This window comes from Ralstonia mannitolilytica, assembly GCF_905397375.1.
Classification (GTDB): Bacteria; Pseudomonadota; Gammaproteobacteria; order Burkholderiales; family Burkholderiaceae; genus Ralstonia; species Ralstonia mannitolilytica.
In genome coordinates this window covers 19069-35351 of record NZ_CAJPVG010000014.1, presented here as the reverse complement: position 1 = coordinate 35351, position 16283 = coordinate 19069, and the positions used below count along the sequence as shown (strand labels likewise).

Genomic DNA, 16283 nt, shown 5'->3' with positions numbered 1-16283 from the left:
GGCAGGCCGTCGCTTCCACCGGAGCCGCGCGAGCCTGCAGAGGTGCCGGCGCCATCCGTTGAGGAAGGCGCTGCCGCAGTGGGCAGCCGAGCGTCCTTTGGATGCGTGCGCGGCCCGCGCTTGCCATGCGTGGCCTGTGCGTCCGACGCAGCAAGGGGCGCGGTGGCGGCCCCCGGCGCCGGCGGTACCTGCGCGAATGCTGCGTCCACGCCGCACAAGAGCGCGAGCCACAAGGCGGCTGCCTTCCGTGTTGGCTGCATCGTGCGCATGTCGGCCTCCATGTCGTGCCGGCACACAAGCAGTGCGCGTGCCCGGCGTGCCGCTCGCGCGCGGCGTTGTCACGCTTCTTGCTGCAACGCTGCGCGGCCCCGCGCGTGCGGGAAGCAAAGACCCCGCAACACGGAGCGCAGACATGGACGACGACTTCAAACCGGTTCGACGCCGCTTGCTGAAGGCCCTGGGCATCACGCTTCCGGTCTCGACGGCGGTGTTTGCCGACGCGCAGCATCCGCCCACAACCAGGCCATCGCCTGGGCAGTCCGCCGCATCCACGCCAGGCTCCGATGCGGCGGAACACGTGAGTCTCTTCTTCAACGTCGACGAGCGTGCGGCAGTCGATGCCATCGTCGCGCGGCTGATTCCGGCGGATGAACTCGGCCCCGGCGCCAAGGAAGCCGGCGTGACGACGTTTCTCGACCGGCAACTGGCGGGCACGTTCGGGCAGGGCGCCAATTTCTATCGACACGGTCCCTTCCAGCAAGGCACGCCGGAACAGGGCTACCAGCTGGCGCTCACGCCGGCCGAATGCTATCGCCTCGGGCTTGCCGGGCTGGACCGGGTGTGTGCAAGCCGCTATGGCGGCCGGCGCTTCGCGCAGCTCGATGTCGCCACGCAGGACGCCATGCTGCGCGAGGCCGAAGCCGGCAAGCTCGACCTGGGCGCCGTGCCGAGCGCGGTGTTCTTCCAGGCGTTGCTTGACGGCGCCATCGAAGGTTTCTTCTCGGACCCCGTCTACGGCGGCAACCGCAACATGGTCGGCTGGAAGCTCGTCGGCTTTCCGGGTGCGATGGCCAGCTTTGCCAACGACATCGAGCGCCACAACGTGCCCTACACGCGGCCGCCCGTGCCGATCGCCACGGCGCATGGGCATGCCATGCCGCCACCGCAGTCCCAGGTGCAGGCGCAGCCCGTGGCCTTCGTTGCGCTCGCCGGCAACGCGGTATGCCGCAGCCAGCCGGCCGCCAACGGGGGTGGCGAATGAGCAAGACGCTGCCAGCAGTGGATGCCGTCATCATCGGTGGCGGGTGGACGGGCGCCATCATCGGCAAGGAGATGGCCGCCCGCGCCTCGCGCGTGGTTGTGCTCGAACGCGGGCAGCCGCGCTGGCCGTCGCCGGACTTCCAGGCACCGGCCATCCATGACGAACTGAAGTACACGCGCCGGCATGCGCTGCACCAGGACACGGCCACCGAAACCTTCACCTTCCGCAACCGCACCGACCAGGTGGCGCTGCCGATGCGCCGCTGGCAGTTTGCATATCCGGCCACGCATCTGGGCGGCGCGGGCAACCACTGGTCCGGCGCGTACTACCGGTTCGACCCGACCGATCTCAAACTGCGCAGCCACTACCGCCAGCGTTACGGCGAGCACATCTTCGACGCCGACCTCACCGCCCAGGACTGGCCTCTCACCTACGACGAGCTCGAACCGTACTACGACCGTTTCGATTACCTGATCGGCGCCTCCGGATTTGCCGGCAACCTGAAGGGCCAGCTGCAGCCCGGCGGCAACCCGTTCGAGCCGTGGCGCTCGCGGCCCTATCCGAACCCCCCAATGAAGGTGCCGTATGCGTCGGCGCTGTTCGGCACGGCCGCGGCGGCGCTGGGCTATCACCCGTATATCCAGCCGTCTGCGCTGTGCACGCGCGCGTATGTCAACACCGAAGGCCTGGCGATGAACCCGTGTGTGTATTGCGGCTTCTGCTCGAACTTCGGGTGCGAGCATTTTGCGAAGGCGTCGCCGCAGGTCTGCGTGCTGCCGGCGGCGCTCAAACTCAACACGTTCGAATTGCGCACCAATGCGCATGTGCTGAGGGTGGAGCTCGACCAGGCCCGCCGGCACGCGCGGGGCGTGACGTATGTCGATGCCGCCGGGCAGGAGGTCTTCCAGCCCGCGGAGATGGTCGTGCTGTGCGCATTCAGCATCAACAACGTGCGGCTGCTGTTGCTGTCGGGCATCGGCAGGCCGTACGACCCTGCCACCGGCCAAGGCGTGGTGGGCCGCAACTACACGCACCAGACCACCTCGGGCGTGAACCTGTTCTTTGACGAGAAGACCTGGCTCAACCCGTTCATGGGTGCCGGCGCGGCGGCCGTGACGATGGACGACTTCAGCGCCGACAACTTCGACCACGGGCCGCACGGCTTCGTCGGTGGCGGCTACATCCAGATCCAGGTCGTCAGCGGCGCGCCCATCGGCTACCACCCGACGCCGCACGGCACACCGCAATGGGGCAGCGCATGGAAGCGGGCCGTCAAGCGCTATTACAACCACTCCGCATCGATCACCATCACCGGCTCGGCCATGCCCACGCGCGGCGGCTACCTCGACCTCGACCCGACGTACCGCGACGCCTGGGGCCAGCCGCTGCTGCGCATCACCTACGATTTTCCCGACAACGACATCCGCATGTCGGCCTTCCTGACCGAGCGCGGCAATGCCATCGGCAAGACCATGCACGGCGTGGTCGCCACCGAGCCCGGCCCGCGCAAGCGCCCGTACACGGCAACGAGCTATCAGTCCACGCACCTTACCGGCGGCGCGGCCATCGGCGACGATCCGGCCACCAGCGTCGTGAATCGCTTCGGGCAATGCTGGGACGTGCCGAACGTGTTCGTCACCGGGGCGAGCCTCTTCCCGCAGAACTCCAACTACAACCCGACCGGCACCGTCGGCGCCATGGCCTACTGGATTGCGGAGGCCATCAACACGCGCTATCTGAAGTCGCCAGGAAAGGGGCTGGTATGAGCGCCGGCCGGCCCCCATCGCGCCGATTGCCCACCGCGCTGTGGCTGCTGCCTTCGCTCGGCATTGCGCTGCCGCTTTGCGTGGCCGTTTATGCCGTGCTGTCAGACCGCGGCATGCCGTTGCCGCGCAAACCGCAGGCCCCGCAAGAGAGGGGCCAACCACCGGCGCCGGTCGTGCGCCGCGCCACGGATTTCGTACCGAAACCCGCAGCGTGGTCCGCGCTGCTGGCCGGCGCGCCGCGCGATGACGCCGCACGAGGGCGGCTGCTGGTCACGCAGGGCAACGGTGCCGTGCCGCCAGCGTGCGCGAGCTGCCATGGGTCGAACTCGCCTGCCCCGCAGCCGTTTCCCACGCTGGAAGGCCTGCCGGCCGAGTACATCGTCAAGCAATTGCTCGACTACCGCAGCGGCGCGCGGCAGTCTTCCATCATGCAGCCCGTGGCAAACGAACTTGCCGACAGCGATATCGCGGCCGTCGCACGGTACTACGCGGCGTTGCCGCGGCCCGCCGGGGCGACGCTGCCAACATCCGGCCCGGCCGCAACGCTGCATTGGGCCGGCGAGAACGCGCGCGCGTTGCCCGCATGCGCCGACTGCCATGGCGCATCCGGCGGTGGCGGCGGTCCGGTCCTACCGCCGCTCACGGGGCATCCGAAGGGCATGGTGGCCGCGCAGCTCAATGCGTTCCGCGCGGGCACACGGGCCAATGATGACGGCGCGATCATGCGCGCCCTCGCGCATCGGCTGACGGATGCGGAGATCAACGCGCTCGATGGTTTCTACACCGGTGCGGCGGCGCCCGCTGCGAAGGGGCAGAACGTACAAGGCACGCACGACGCGCGGTAAGACCACAGGGGCGTGCGGTATTCGGCGGCGCAAAAAAAAACGGCACCGCGGCAAACAGCCTGCGATGCCGAAGTGCAGTTGCACCGGCCGGCGAGCCGACCGGTGGATGGCAGCACAACTGCTCAGGTCAGTAGTCGAGCTCCGGTGCCGGCGCAGCCGCGGGCTTCTCTTCCTTCGGCGCTTCGGCAATGGTCGCGTCGGTGGTGAGGATCAGGCCGGCAACCGATGCCGCGTTCTGCAGCGCCGTGCGCGTGACCTTGGTCGGATCGACCACGCCCGCTTCCACGAGGTCGCCATATTCGCCGGTGGCGGCGTTGTAGCCGAAGTTGCCCTTGCCTTCGAGCACCTTGGCGATCACCACGGACGGCTCTTCACCCGCGTTGGAGACAATCGCGCGCAGCGGTGCTTCCAGGGCCTGCCGCACGATGCGGATACCGGCGTCCTGGTCGCTGTTGGCGCCCTTGAGGTTTTCCACCGCCGAGCGTGCACGCAGCAGCGCCACGCCGCCGCCCGGAACGATGCCCTCTTCCACCGCCGCGCGGGTGGCGTGCAGCGCATCGTCCACGCGGTCCTTTTTCTCCTTCATTTCCACTTCGGTCGCTGCGCCAACCTTGATCACTGCCACGCCGCCGGCCAGCTTGGCCAGGCGCTCCTGCAGCTTCTCGCGGTCGTAGTCGCTCGTGGCTTCGTCGATCTGCACGCGGATGGACTTCACGCGTGCATCGATGCGTGCCTGGTCGCCCGCCCCGTCGATGATGATCGTGTCGTCCTTGCGCACCTCCACGCGCTTGGCGCGACCCAGGTCTTCGAGCGTGGCCTTCTGCAGCTGCTTGCCGGTTTCCTCCGAGATGACCGTGGCGCCGGTGAGGATGGCGATGTCTTCGAGCATGGCCTTGCGGCGATCGCCAAAGCCGGGCGCCTTGACCGCCGCCACCTTGAGGATGCCGCGCATCGCGTTGACCACCAGCGTGGCCAGCGCTTCGCTTTCCACGTCTTCAGCAACGATCAGCAGCGGCTTGCCAGCCTTCGATGCCGCTTCCAGGATGGGCAGCAGGTCGCGGATGTTGGAGATCTTCTTGTCGTGCAGCAGGATCAGCGCGTCGTCCAGATACGCCGCCTGCTTCTCGGGATCGTTGATGAAGTACGGGCTCACGTAGCCGCGGTCGAACTGCATGCCCTCGACCACGTCCAGCTCGTTCTCGAGCGACTTGCCGTCCTCCACCGTGATCACGCCTTCCTTGCCGACCTTCTCCATGGCGTCGGCGATGATCTTGCCGATGGCTTCATCCGAGTTGGCCGAGATGGCACCGACCTGCGCGATCTCGCGGTTGGTCGAAATCGGCTTGGACAGGTTGCGCAGCTCGTCGAGCACGGCACTCACCGCCTTGTCGATGCCGCGCTTGAGATCCATCGGGTTCATGCCGGCGGCCACATGCTTCATGCCTTCCTGCACGATGGCCTGGGCGAGCACGGTGGCGGTCGTGGTGCCGTCACCGGCAATGTCGGCGGTCTTGGAGGCGACCTGCTTGACCATCTGCGCGCCCATGTTCTCGAAGCGATCCTTCAGTTCGATTTCCTTGGCGACGGACACGCCGTCCTTGGTGATGGTCGGGGCGCCGAAGCTGCGCTCGATGACGACGTTGCGGCCCTTGGGCCCGAGCGTCACCTTCACGGCATCGGCAAGCACGTTCACGCCCTTGACGATGCGGGCGCGCGCGCTGTCGTGGAATTTGACGTCTTTTGCACTCATGTTCGTTGCTCCGGGGTAAGTCGTTGACTCAACGCGTCGCGGAACGGCGGGTCAGTGTGCGGGATCCGCGACCGGTAAGCGGCTTCAGGCAGCCTTGCGCGCTGCCTCGGCGTCGGCTTCCACCACGCCCATGACGTCTTCTTCGCGCATGACGAGCAGCTCCTCGCCGTCAACCTTGACGGTCTGGCCGGCGTACTTGCCGAAGATGACTTGATCGCCGACCTTCAGCTGCAGTGCACGCTGCATGCCGTCCTGCAGCAGGCGGCCGGTACCGACCGCGATGACTTCACCCTGCTCGGGCTTCTCGGCGGCCGAGTCCGGGATCACGATGCCCGAGGCCGTCGTCCGCTGCTGCTCGATTCGCTTGACGATAACCCGGTCGTAAAGGGGACGAATCTTCATTTCCATCTCCTGAGCGATAACAGATCACCAAAAAGGAATCCGGCTCCGCACCGCTGCCGGACCGGGATGGCCGAGGGGCGCGCAAGCCGTGCCAGAACTTGGCGGATTGCGAAATAGAGGCGCTCCGCGCCGCCTTCAAGGGGCGGCAAATTCGCGAATTTGTAACAATATGTTTCAAAGAAGCAGGATGCGCCGCACCTCGCCCAGGCGGTAGACCTTGCGGCCGCGGCCCCCGCGCGGCTCGGGGATGACGGGACACGGCGGGCGCCGTCCGCCATCGGACTCCAGCGTGTCGTCGGGCTCGTCCAGCGCGCGCCACAGGCCGCCCTTGACGGGACGGAACAGCCAGCGCACGTAGCCGGCGTCTGCGGCCATCTGCATCAGCTCGCCGCGGTCGGGCGCGCCGTCGACAAGCGCTTCATCCGGTGCGCTGTCGGGGTAATCGCCGAACGCCTGCCGGCACGCGAGCGCTTCGCGGGCGGAGGCGCCGACCACGTTGCAGCCGCGCTGCTCCACGCGCTCCAGATCCCACGCGCCGAGTTGCCACGCCGCGTCGAGCAGCGCCTCATCCACAGCTTCAAAGCGATGCCACGGCTGTCCCAGCTGGAGGGCCGAGCCGGGCACTGGGCGCGGTGGAATGTCGACCCCCGGCAACACGAGCGGACTGGCGCGCCGGAACCCGTGCCAATGCAGGATCGCCACGAGCGGCGTGTTCACCCGCCGCACCGCCGTCACCGTCACCGCCACGAGCGGCAGACCGACCGCTTCCATCTGTTCGTGCACTGCGTCGAAAAGCTCCATGAAGCCTCCCAATGACGTGTCCAACGGCCTCTTGAAAACCGGGCTTGCCGCCCTATTTTAGGTGTTGCTCAGGCAGTCGCGGTTCACGCGCTGCGTGTTTCGATTTGTTTGTCAGTGGGCCTGCTCGCGGACGGACGAACTGGAGCGCGTAGTCCGGTTCAGCTTCCGTGCGGCCCGTAAGGAGCCCATCATGAGCGACATGTTTTTCGGCACCGACCTGCTGGGCGAAATCGATCGCCTGCAACGTCAGATGGCCACCCTTTTCGCGGGGTTCCCCGCGAGCCTGCGCGCCACGCGCATCGGCGCGTTTCCTCCCATCAACATCGGCAGCACCGACGAGTCGGTCGAGATCGTCGCGTTCGCGCCGGGGCTCGACCCCGCACAGATCGACGTGTCGATCGACAAGGGGCTGCTCACCATCAGCGGCGAGCGCAAGCGCCCCGACATGGATTCGTCGGATGAGACGCGCGTCTACGCCGACGAGCGCTTCGCCGGCGCCTTCCGCCGCGTGATCGAGCTGCCACAGGACGTGGACCCGGACAAGGTCAGCGCGCGCTACGTCAACGGATGCCTGACCATCAGCGTCGGCAAATCGGAGGCGTCGAAGCCGCGTTCGATCACCGTGCAATGAACACCGGCATGTTGGAGGACATCATGAGCGATACCACCCAATTGGCCACGCACGCGCAAGCCGGCAACAGCGCCGTGGCCCGGCACGATCACGATCGTGAACCGCCTGCAGCGCGGCAGACGCACATGGCGCCGCCTGTCGACATCTTCGAGAACCGCCACGGCATCACGCTGTACGCCGACCTGCCTGGCGTGGCACGCGACAAGCTGGACGTGCGGGTGCAGGACGGCACACTGACCATCGAAGCCGATCTCGTCGTGCCCACACCAGCCGGCCTGCGGCTGCACCACGGCGAAGTCCGGCACCCGCACTTCGCGCGCACGTTCGTGCTGAGCCCCGACTTCGATGCATCGCGCATCGACGCGCAACTGCGCGATGGCGTGCTCAAGCTGACGATCCCGCGCCGCGACGAAGCCAAGCCGCGGCGGATCGAGGTGAGCGCCGGCTGACCGCGCAGCAGCTGCTGCACCGTTTCGCGTTCACACGCGCATTGGCACCGTGCCCCCTGGTTACGGTTGGATTGTTGCTAGGAGACAGAGATGCTGAGTCCACACGAATTCGCCACCTTGATGCTCGTCAGCCAGTCGCCCGAGCAGGTCGACATGAACCGCGCGGAGCTCGATACGCTGCTCGAGCGGCAGCTGGTCATGCTCGAGAAGTCCGCAGAGGGCCATCGCCGCGCGCAGCTGACGGACAGGGGGCAATCGTTCCTGGAAGCGCTGAACCCGGACGAGCGACGCAGGCGCAGGATCCTGCGCGAGACGCCCAGCCCCGAGCGCATCAACTGAGCGCCGCGCCGGCCGTGCCACCCCCGCGCGGCCGGCGTCACTCGCCCTGCGCTCGCACGAAGATGTCCCAGCTGGCCATGAACAGCGCGGCCACGAGCGGGCCGATGACGAAACCGGTGATGCCGAACAGTTCCATCCCGCCGAGCGTCGAGATCAACACGACCCAGTCGGGCATCTTGGTGTCCTTGCCTACCAGCAGCGGCCGCAGCAGGTTGTCGACCAGGCCGATCACCCCGCCGCAGAACGCGATCAGCACCACGCCCTTCCAGACCGCGCCGGTCATCAGAAAATAGACCGCGACCGGCACCCAGACGATGCTCGCCCCGATGGCGGGCAGCAATGACAGGAAGGCCATCAGCGCGCCCCACAGCACGACCCCCTCGATGCCGAGCACCGCGAAGATGAAGCCGCCCAGCAGGCCCTGCACCAGCGCCACCACGATGTTGCCCTTGACCGTGGCGCGCACGACCGTCGTGAACTTGGTCAGCAGCAGGCGCTTGTGCTCTTCGTCCATCGGCAGCGCGCGGCGCACGTGGCGGCCGATCGCCGGGCCGTCGCGCACCAGGAAGAACACCATGTAAAGCATCACGCCAAAGCCGATGACGAACTGGAACGTGTTCTGCCCGATGCTGAGCGCCTGTGCCGCGGCAAACTGGCTGATCTGCGCCGCGCCATCGGCAAGTTTCTTCTGGATGCCCGGGATGTTGGTCAGGCCCGCCTTGGCGAGCAGGTTCTGAAGCCCCGTCGGCAGCGCCTGGATGAACTGCTGCAGGTACCGCGAGTAATTGGGCTGCGCGGTCTGCAACTGCTGATACCCGACCGTGATCTCCTGCACGATGGTGGCCGCCACGAAGATGACGGGCAGGATCACCATGAGGATGATGAGTACCAGCGTAGCCAGCGCGGCGAGGTTGTGGCGCTTGTCAAGACGCAGCACCAGCCAGCGCTGCACCGGCTGGAACAGGATCGCGAGGATCACGCCCCAGAACACCGCGCCGAAGAACGGCGAAAGAATCCAGCACAGGCCGGCAGTGACGGCAAACAGCAGCAGGTAGAAGAATTTCTGTCGGTCGTGTCCGCTATCCATGATCGTTCGACGTGGGTGTATCGGGGCAAGGCCGCGCTCGGCGGAGGTTCAGGACCGAGTATGCCCGCTCAGGCACCGTTGTCATAGCTGCCGCGGCAGTACTGGACCCGGCAGACACGCGCACGCGCCAGAAAAGGCCGCGCATGCAGTCAACCCACCTGCCGTGGGGGCGCTTACATTTCCGCCACAGTCGATTTTCATTTGTTTGCACTCTGGGGGCCCGGGCGCGTTTCAATGCGCCCATCACGATGCCTGCGTCTTGCCGGTCGCGCGGAGTGTGGCCTGTGCGGCACCGCCTTCCGAAGTGCCCGTCCGGACGCCCATGCTTTCGGTCATGTCTTCTGAAATGTCGATGGACAGGCGCTTTGGCACGGCGGTCGCCATCGTCCTCGTTCCAGTGCTGTCGTTGTCATGCTGGCTGCTGGGCTATGCGTGGCTCGCCTACGGTCGCGCGGACGCCGCCGCGCACAGCCTTGAGGCGCTGCGCGTGGTGCTGCTGACCATGGAGAAGATCTCGGCCGAGCGGGGCCCGACCAACGGCGTGCTCGGCGAAGACCTGCCGATACCGGCCGAGCGCCAGGCCGCCCTGCTGCGTGCCCGCGCCACGAGCGATGCGCATCTGGCGCAATTGCTCGACGTGCTGCGCCCCGAACACTGCCGCCTGTGCGACGCCGACACCGACGCCGCGCGAGGCGCCCGCGCCAGCCTCGCGGCAGCACGCGCCAACGTCGACCGCCTGATCGCCCTGCCGTTGCGGGCCCGCGAAAGCAGCGCGCTGACCGATGCCGTTGACCGCATGATCGCCGTCATCCCCGAGCTGTTTCCGGTGGTGAACCTGCGGACGGCCACCGTCGGGCGTGGCGACCCGGACGCGCTCAACTGCCTGCTGCTGGCGCGGCTTGCCGCCGACCTGCGCGAATACGCCGGCCAGCTCGGCTCCCGCTTTACCGGCGCGCTGGCCCTGCGGCGCGCGCTGACGCCGGAGGAGCAGTTCGCCATCGAACGGACGCGCGGGCGCATCGAGCAATTGCGCCACCTCATCGACACGCGCACCAACGGCCGGCTCGCCCTGACGCAGCACGTCACGACCCCCCTGAATGCGCAGTACTTCGTCGAGGGCCTGCGTTATGTCGATGCGGTACGCCAACAGGCCAGCCGGCCCGGCGGCGCGGACATCTCCACGGCGGAGTTCGCCGAGCATTACGTGCCGACCATGCGCGCCATCACGGATTTCCGCGACAGCGTGCTGCGCGTGGCCGAAGAGGAGATCCGCAAGCACCGGCGCGCCATGCTGCTCGTGCTGATCGGCTCGGCAGCGGCGGTACTCTCGGCGCTGGGGGCGCTGGCGTGGATGACAGTGTCGTTCCGCCGCGATGTGGTGGCGCCGTTCGTACGGGCCACGCAGTTGATCGACGCCATCGCGCGCGGCAACCTCGGGGTGCACATCCCGACCGGCTACGCACGGCGCGAGATCCGCGCGATGTTCGAGGCGATTCGCATACTGCGCGTCTACAGCATCGAGCGCCGCCGCCTGGAGATCGAGCGTGCGCACCTCATGGAGGAACTGGCGCGCATGGCCGAAACCGACCCGCTCACCAAACTGCTGAACCGTCGCGCCTTCGAAGACCGCGCCCAGGCGATGTGCACATCGCCGCAACCGAAGGGAAGGCTGGTGGCGCTCATCATGTTCGATGTCGATCACTTCAAGCAGATCAACGACACCTACGGCCACGGCGTGGGCGACGAGGCCCTGCGTACCGTTGCCGGGCTGTGCCGCACCGATGGGCCTTCGGCCGACGTGGTGGCGCGCATCGGCGGCGAGGAGTTCGCGGTGATGGTGTGGGCAGACAGCGTGGCGCAGGCGCGCGACGTGGCCGAACGCCTGCGCCGCCGCATTGCCGACGTCAGGGTGCCGACGGGCGCGCAGCCGCCTTGCCGGATGACGGCCAGCTTTGGCGTGGCAGTGGTGCCTACCGCCGACCGGCCCTCGCCCGAGTTGCTGCTGCGGCGCGCCGACCGCTTGCTCTATGCCGCCAAGCTGGCCGGGCGCAATTGCGTGATGACCGACGCGCCGCCTGCTTCACCGGACCTGTCGACCGCTGCGCAATAGCCTGCAAAGCACAAGGCCGGGCGCCCGCATCAGCAGCGGGCCCGGCCTCGTCAACCGTTGCGACTGTGCGGCACTCAGTGCGAAAGCCGGAACATCCCCACCGCCTCGTTCAGGTTGCGGGCCTGCTCCTCCAGCGATTCCGCGGCGGCGGCGGCCTGCTCCACGAGTGCGGCGTTCTGCTGCGTCACCTGGTCCATCTGGTTGACGGCCTGGTTGACCTGCTCGATGCCGCTGCTCTGCTCTTCCGACGCGGCGGAAATCTCACCCATGATGTCGGTCACGCGCTTCACCGCATCGACGATCTCCGCCATCGTCACGCCGGCCTGGTCCACCAGCGCCGTGCCGTTGGCGACGCGGTCCACCGAGTCGTGGATCAGCGCCTTGATTTCCTTTGCGGCACCGGCCGAGCGCTGCGCGAGGCTGCGCACTTCGCTGGCCACGACGGCAAAGCCGCGGCCCTGCTCGCCGGCACGTGCCGCTTCCACCGCGGCGTTCAACGCCAGGATGTTGGTCTGGAAGGCGATGCTTTCGATCACGCCGATGATGTCGGCGATCTTCTTGCTGCTCTCGTTGATGCCGCCCATGGTCTGCACGACCTGGCCGACCACCTCGCCGCCGCGCGTAGCAACGTCCGACGCCGTCACGGCAAGCTGGCTGGCCTGACGCGCGTTGTCGGCGTTCTGCTTCACGATGCTCGTCAGCTCTTCCATGCTCGATGCGGTTTCTTCCAGCGAGCTGGCTTGCTCTTCCGTGCGCTGCGAGAGGTCTGCGTTGCCGGCGGCAATCTCCTGCGCGGCCGAGCGCACCGAATCGCTGCCCAGGCGGATCTGCTGCATCACCGCGGTGAGCTTGTCTGCGAAGGTATTGAACGAACGCGCGATCTGGGCGACTTCGTCTTCGCCGTCGGACGGCAGGCGCTTGGTGAGGTCGCCGCTGCCCGAGCCGATGTCGTCCATGGCATCGCGGATCATCGACAGGCGGCGGAACGCACGTGCCGTCATCGCACCCACGATGAGTGCCGCAACGATGGCCACGCCCACCAGCGCGCCAATCGACGTCATCACCAGCGAACGCAGGCCGGCAGTGGCATCGGACTCGTCTAGCGCAACGATGAGACTCCAGTCGGTGCCCTTCACGCCCTGGCGCCAGAGCAGCTTGGGAACGCCGTCAATCGTGACTTCCGTGAGCTTGTCGACCTGCCCCAATGCGGCCAGCGCGCTCTCAGTGAGCGCCGCGGACAACTCGGTCGCCGGCTTGAGGGTGAGCTTGTCGTTGGAATGCGCGACGATCTTGCCTGCGGCATTGACGAGGAAGCCAAAGCTGGCAGGGGTCGGCCGGATGGACTTCACGTTCGCGATCACGCTGTCCATGGCCACATCACCGCCGATCACGCCCTTGAGCGCGCCACCCTGCAGGATAGGCACCGCAAAGGTTACAACGAGCTGCCCCGTGCTCGCGCTCACGTACGGCGGCGTCACCACCGGCTTACCTGCTTCCACCGCCTGCTTGTACCAAGGCCGCGCGGTCGGGTCGTAGGTGGGCGGAATGCCCTCAGGGTTCGAGAACTTGTACGACTTGTCGGGGTACCCGACATAGATGTTGATGAAGCCGCCAGCCTGATGCACGGCCTTGAACAGCGGAACTGGATCGGCGCTGAGCGCGACGTCCTGCAGCGACGCAACCATCTGCGTCTTGGTGGCGACCCACTCGTCAATGGCGGAAGTCCGGCCGCGCACGTTCGCCTGCAGGCTCAGCCGGGCCGATTCTTCGTTGTACGAACGGGTGACGAGATAGTTGAGACCGCCAGCGAAGGTCAATGCGCCGACCACGATGGCAACGCAGGTGAGCAAAATGCGAGTACGGATGGATGCAAGCACGGTATGGTTTCCTACGAGGCCCATGGCGGGGGTTCCGCCATGTAAGGCATGCGGCACGCGGCCCTGTCGGCCTGCCGTCGCACAAGAAACGGCCGTCGTAAGAAAATCTGAAGTCTGATGTGCCGAACATGACGTTGCTGGCACGTTGCCGCGGCAGACATCGTCCTACAATCGCACTCACTACGCTGCCCGGGTCGGGCTGGCTCCACTTCAGAAAAGGAATGCGCATGAAAACGAAAGCCGCCATCGCCTGGAAAGCCGGTGCTCCGCTCACCGTGGAAGAAGTCGACCTGCAAGGCCCGCGTGCCGGCGAGGTGCTCGTCGAGATCAAGGCGACCGGCATCTGCCATACCGATTACTACACGCTCTCGGGTGCCGACCCGGAAGGCATCTTCCCGGCGATCCTCGGCCATGAAGGCGCGGGCGTGGTGCTGGAGGTGGGCGCGGGCGTGACGTCATTGAAAGCGGGCGACCACGTGATTCCGCTTTACACACCGGAATGCCGCCAGTGCAAGTTCTGCCTGTCGCGCAAGACGAACCTGTGCCAGGCGATTCGCGCCACGCAGGGCAAGGGCCTGATGCCGGACGGCACGTCGCGCTTCTCGCTCGATGGCAAGCCGCTGTTCCACTACATGGGCACGTCAACGTTTGCGAATCACATCGTGGTGCCGGAAATTGCGCTGGCGAAGATCCGCCCCGACGCACCGTTTGACAAGGTCTGCTACATCGGCTGCGGCGTGACGACGGGCGTGGGCGCGGTGGTCTACACCGCCAAGGTGGAAGCCGGTGCCAACGTGGTCGTGTTCGGTCTGGGTGGCATCGGGCTGAACGTGATCCAGGGCGCCAAGATGGTCGGCGCCGACAAGATCATCGGCGTGGACCTGAACCCCGCGCGCGAGGCGATGGCACGCAAGTTCGGCATGACGCATTTCATCAACCCCAACGATGTGGAAAACGTGGTGGACCACATCATCCAGCTCACCGACGGCGGCGCGGATTACTCGTTCGAATGCATCGGCAACACGAAGGTCATGCGCCAGGCGCTGGAGTGCACGCACAAGGGCTGGGGCCAGTCGATCATCATCGGCGTGGCCGAGGCCGGCGCGGAGATCAGTACACGCCCGTTCCAGCTCGTGACGGGCCGGCAGTGGAAAGGCTCGGCCTTTGGGGGCGCGCGAGGCCGCACCGACGTGCCGAAGATCGTCGACTGGTACATGGAAGGCAAGCTCAACATCGACGACCTCATCACGCACACGCTGCCGCTGGATCGCATCAACGAGGGCTTTGACCTGATGAAGCGCGGCGAGTCGATCCGCTCCGTCGTGCTGTACTGAGGCGCCACGCGATGACGAGTCCGACACCCGCGCTTGAACTGATTTCGGAGCACGCCTGCTTTGGCGGCGTGCAGCGGTTTTATCGGCATGACTCAGCGGTGATTGGGCTGCCGATGCGCTTCTCGGCCTACCTGCCGCCGCAGGCGCTGGCCGGCACGCGGTGCCCTGCGCTGTTCTATCTGGCCGGGCTGACGTCTACGGAAGAGACGTTCGCCATCAAAGCCGGCGCGCAACGCGTGGCCGCACGCGAGGGGCTCATCCTGATCGGGCCCGACACCAGCCCGCGCGGCGCAAACGTCCCCGGCGAAGCCGACCACTGGGATTTCGGCATCGCCGCCGGTTTTTATCTGGACGCGACGCAGGCCCCGTGGCGCGAGCACTACCGCATGGAAAGCTACGTCGCGGACGAGCTGCATCACATTGCGCGCGTGGCGTTTCCCGTGGCACCCGGACGCATCGGAATCTTCGGGCATTCGATGGGCGGCCACGGCGCGTTGACGCTGGCCCTGCGCCATCGGGAGCGCTTTGCTTCGGTGTCGGCGTTTGCACCCATCGCGCACCCGTCGGTGTGCCCGTGGGGCATCAAGGCCTTCACCGGGTATCTCGGGGAGGACCGCACCGCCTGGGCGGCGCACGACGCTACGCAATTGATGCGGCTGGCTTCATGCCCGTTTCCGGGCGGCATCCTGATCGATCAGGGCGAGGCCGACAAATTCCTCGCCGAGCAGTTGTATCCGGAAGACTTTGCCGCCGCGTGCGCCGCAGCCGGGCAGCCGCTGCAACTGCGCCGCCACCACGGCTACGACCACGGCTACTACTTCATCGAGACCTTCATCGAAGATCACCTGCTGCATCACGCAGCGCAACTGCGTTAGCAGCAGGTTAGCGGGCGGTTAGCGGGCGGTTAGCGGGCGGTTAGCGGGCGGTTAGCGGCCGCTCCCACCGCCGCCGCCGCCCGCGGCGCCGCCGGCGCCCCCGCTGCCTGCTCCGCCACCGACGCCGCCACCGACACCGCCCGAGCCGGCAGCACCGCCGCCATTGCCCCCGCCCGGCGCGCCCATCGAGCCGCCGGTACCCGGGGCGCCGACCCCGACCCCGCCCGAACCGCCGCCGGTCGTGCTGCCGGTCGAATCGTTCGCGCTGCCGCCATAGCCGCCGCTGGAACCGGAGCGCGACGATGTATTGCCGGAGCGCCCTTGCTTGCCGGTGGCATTGCGATTACGGGTGGCGTCCCGGCCGCTGCCCGTCGAGCCGCCATTGACGGCGGTGCCCCCCGTGCCCGTGGCCGTTGCGTCGGTGCTGGTACCGCCGGCCGGCGACATGGTGCTGCCCCCCGCCGTGCTGTTCGATTGGGCCGCCCCCGTCTGGGCATACGCCGCCGCGGTACCGCCTGCCAGCGCCAGCGCGACTACAAGAGAAGATGCACGGAGATACGTCATGAATGGCTCCTTTGAGGTTGAGGATGTGCCCCTCCAACTCAGCAAGGGCCGTTCCGCCATCACCCGGTGCCCATCGTCGAACGCGCTGATTGGCGGGATATTTGCTTGTGACCGTGCGTCAAAATGCGGAAGCCGGCACTCAGCTATACATTCAACCCTGTATGTATAATCGCCTGCCCGACTGTCGGTGCG

General features: G+C 67.0%; 15 protein-coding genes. 9 read left to right on the top strand and 6 right to left on the bottom strand.

Annotated features, from left to right (window positions below):
- Positions 1 to 412: 412 nt before the first annotated feature.
- Genes KHN96_RS20225 through KHN96_RS20215 form a run of 3 tightly spaced genes read left to right on the top strand, consistent with a single transcriptional unit; the run spans position 413 to position 3872 of the window.
- Positions 413 to 1261, top strand: coding sequence for a gluconate 2-dehydrogenase subunit 3 family protein (locus KHN96_RS20225; protein WP_082063015.1), 849 nt, complete (start codon positions 413 to 415; stop codon positions 1259 to 1261).
- Positions 1258 to 3027 (top strand): GMC family oxidoreductase, encoded by a 1770-nt coding sequence (locus tag KHN96_RS20220; protein WP_062739516.1) that lies wholly within the window; start codon positions 1258 to 1260, stop codon positions 3025 to 3027. Before KHN96_RS20225 ends, KHN96_RS20220 begins: the two co-directional genes overlap by 4 nt.
- The gene (locus KHN96_RS20215; RefSeq protein ID WP_147282526.1) at positions 3024 to 3872 is read left to right on the top strand and encodes a c-type cytochrome; all 849 of its coding nucleotides are present in this window, start codon (positions 3024 to 3026) and stop codon (positions 3870 to 3872) included. The genes KHN96_RS20220 and KHN96_RS20215 overlap by 4 nt, the downstream gene beginning before the upstream one ends.
- A gap of 127 nt (positions 3873 to 3999) precedes the next feature.
- Here KHN96_RS20215 and groL read toward each other — a convergent pair whose 3' ends face one another.
- The 3 genes from groL to KHN96_RS20200 all read right to left on the bottom strand — a co-directional run bounded on the left by groL (position 4000) and on the right by KHN96_RS20200 (position 6825).
- Complete coding sequence (gene groL, locus KHN96_RS20210; RefSeq protein ID WP_045786109.1) at positions 4000 to 5622, bottom strand: chaperonin GroEL; 1623 nt, start codon at positions 5620 to 5622, stop codon at positions 4000 to 4002.
- Positions 5623 to 5706: 84 nt separating this feature from the next.
- Positions 5707 to 6024 carry a co-chaperone GroES gene (locus KHN96_RS20205; protein WP_062739514.1) on the bottom strand — a complete coding sequence of 106 codons (318 nt, stop codon included), beginning with the start codon at positions 6022 to 6024 and terminating at the stop codon, positions 5707 to 5709.
- A gap of 174 nt (positions 6025 to 6198) precedes the next feature.
- Positions 6199 to 6825, bottom strand: coding sequence for a hypothetical protein (locus tag KHN96_RS20200; protein ID WP_062739513.1), 627 nt, complete (start codon positions 6823 to 6825; stop codon positions 6199 to 6201).
- Positions 6826 to 7015: 190 nt separating this feature from the next.
- Between KHN96_RS20200 and KHN96_RS20195 the strand changes: the two genes are divergently transcribed.
- The 3 genes from KHN96_RS20195 to KHN96_RS20185 all read left to right on the top strand — a co-directional run bounded on the left by KHN96_RS20195 (position 7016) and on the right by KHN96_RS20185 (position 8244).
- Positions 7016 to 7456, top strand: a complete 441-nt coding sequence (locus KHN96_RS20195) for an Hsp20/alpha crystallin family protein (RefSeq protein ID WP_045786106.1) — start codon at positions 7016 to 7018, stop codon at positions 7454 to 7456.
- 23 nt (positions 7457 to 7479) lie between these two features.
- Entirely contained in the window at positions 7480 to 7905 is a 426-nt protein-coding gene (locus KHN96_RS20190) for an Hsp20/alpha crystallin family protein (RefSeq protein WP_045787791.1), read from the top strand.
- A gap of 90 nt (positions 7906 to 7995) precedes the next feature.
- Positions 7996 to 8244: a hypothetical protein gene (locus KHN96_RS20185; protein ID WP_062739512.1), complete on the top strand. Its 249-nt coding sequence runs from the start codon at positions 7996 to 7998 to the stop codon at positions 8242 to 8244.
- Between the two features lie 37 nt (positions 8245 to 8281).
- Here KHN96_RS20185 and KHN96_RS20180 read toward each other — a convergent pair whose 3' ends face one another.
- Positions 8282 to 9331 (bottom strand): AI-2E family transporter, encoded by a 1050-nt coding sequence (locus KHN96_RS20180; RefSeq protein ID WP_062739511.1) that lies wholly within the window; start codon positions 9329 to 9331, stop codon positions 8282 to 8284.
- 334 nt (positions 9332 to 9665) lie between these two features.
- On the opposite strand from KHN96_RS20180, the gene KHN96_RS20175 reads away from it, so the two are divergent.
- Positions 9666 to 11441, top strand: coding sequence for a GGDEF domain-containing protein (locus KHN96_RS20175; protein ID WP_233902528.1), 1776 nt, complete (start codon positions 9666 to 9668; stop codon positions 11439 to 11441).
- A gap of 74 nt (positions 11442 to 11515) precedes the next feature.
- Here KHN96_RS20175 and KHN96_RS20170 read toward each other — a convergent pair whose 3' ends face one another.
- Positions 11516 to 13318, bottom strand: a complete 1803-nt coding sequence (locus tag KHN96_RS20170) for a methyl-accepting chemotaxis protein (protein WP_082063016.1) — start codon at positions 13316 to 13318, stop codon at positions 11516 to 11518.
- 227 nt (positions 13319 to 13545) lie between these two features.
- Between KHN96_RS20170 and KHN96_RS20165 the strand changes: the two genes are divergently transcribed.
- Both KHN96_RS20165 and fghA read left to right on the top strand, forming a co-directional pair.
- Entirely contained in the window at positions 13546 to 14652 is a 1107-nt protein-coding gene (locus KHN96_RS20165) for an S-(hydroxymethyl)glutathione dehydrogenase/class III alcohol dehydrogenase (RefSeq protein ID WP_045786101.1), read from the top strand.
- Between the two features lie 11 nt (positions 14653 to 14663).
- Complete coding sequence (gene fghA, locus KHN96_RS20160) at positions 14664 to 15527, top strand: S-formylglutathione hydrolase (RefSeq protein WP_062739509.1); 864 nt, start codon at positions 14664 to 14666, stop codon at positions 15525 to 15527.
- Between the two features lie 51 nt (positions 15528 to 15578).
- Here fghA and KHN96_RS20155 read toward each other — a convergent pair whose 3' ends face one another.
- Complete coding sequence (locus KHN96_RS20155; RefSeq protein ID WP_062739508.1) at positions 15579 to 16091, bottom strand: hypothetical protein; 513 nt, start codon at positions 16089 to 16091, stop codon at positions 15579 to 15581.
- Positions 16092 to 16283 lie beyond the last annotated feature (192 nt).

Coding starts and splice junctions, on each gene's coding strand:
- KHN96_RS20225 (WP_082063015.1), top strand. CDS start 413: ATGGACGACGACTTCAAACCGGTTCGACGCCGCTTGCTGAAGGCCCTG.
- KHN96_RS20220 (WP_062739516.1), top strand. CDS start 1,258: ATGAGCAAGACGCTGCCAGCAGTGGATGCCGTCATCATCGGTGGCGGG.
- KHN96_RS20215 (WP_147282526.1), top strand. CDS start 3,024: ATGAGCGCCGGCCGGCCCCCATCGCGCCGATTGCCCACCGCGCTGTGG.
- groL (WP_045786109.1), bottom strand. CDS start 5,622: ATGAGTGCAAAAGACGTCAAATTCCACGACAGCGCGCGCGCCCGCATC.
- KHN96_RS20205 (WP_062739514.1), bottom strand. CDS start 6,024: ATGAAGATTCGTCCCCTTTACGACCGGGTTATCGTCAAGCGAATCGAG.
- KHN96_RS20200 (WP_062739513.1), bottom strand. CDS start 6,825: ATGGAGCTTTTCGACGCAGTGCACGAACAGATGGAAGCGGTCGGTCTG.
- KHN96_RS20195 (WP_045786106.1), top strand. CDS start 7,016: ATGAGCGACATGTTTTTCGGCACCGACCTGCTGGGCGAAATCGATCGC.
- KHN96_RS20190 (WP_045787791.1), top strand. CDS start 7,480: ATGAGCGATACCACCCAATTGGCCACGCACGCGCAAGCCGGCAACAGC.
- KHN96_RS20185 (WP_062739512.1), top strand. CDS start 7,996: ATGCTGAGTCCACACGAATTCGCCACCTTGATGCTCGTCAGCCAGTCG.
- KHN96_RS20180 (WP_062739511.1), bottom strand. CDS start 9,331: ATGGATAGCGGACACGACCGACAGAAATTCTTCTACCTGCTGCTGTTT.
- KHN96_RS20175 (WP_233902528.1), top strand. CDS start 9,666: ATGTCTTCTGAAATGTCGATGGACAGGCGCTTTGGCACGGCGGTCGCC.
- KHN96_RS20165 (WP_045786101.1), top strand. CDS start 13,546: ATGAAAACGAAAGCCGCCATCGCCTGGAAAGCCGGTGCTCCGCTCACC.
- fghA (WP_062739509.1), top strand. CDS start 14,664: ATGACGAGTCCGACACCCGCGCTTGAACTGATTTCGGAGCACGCCTGC.
- KHN96_RS20155 (WP_062739508.1), bottom strand. CDS start 16,091: ATGACGTATCTCCGTGCATCTTCTCTTGTAGTCGCGCTGGCGCTGGCA.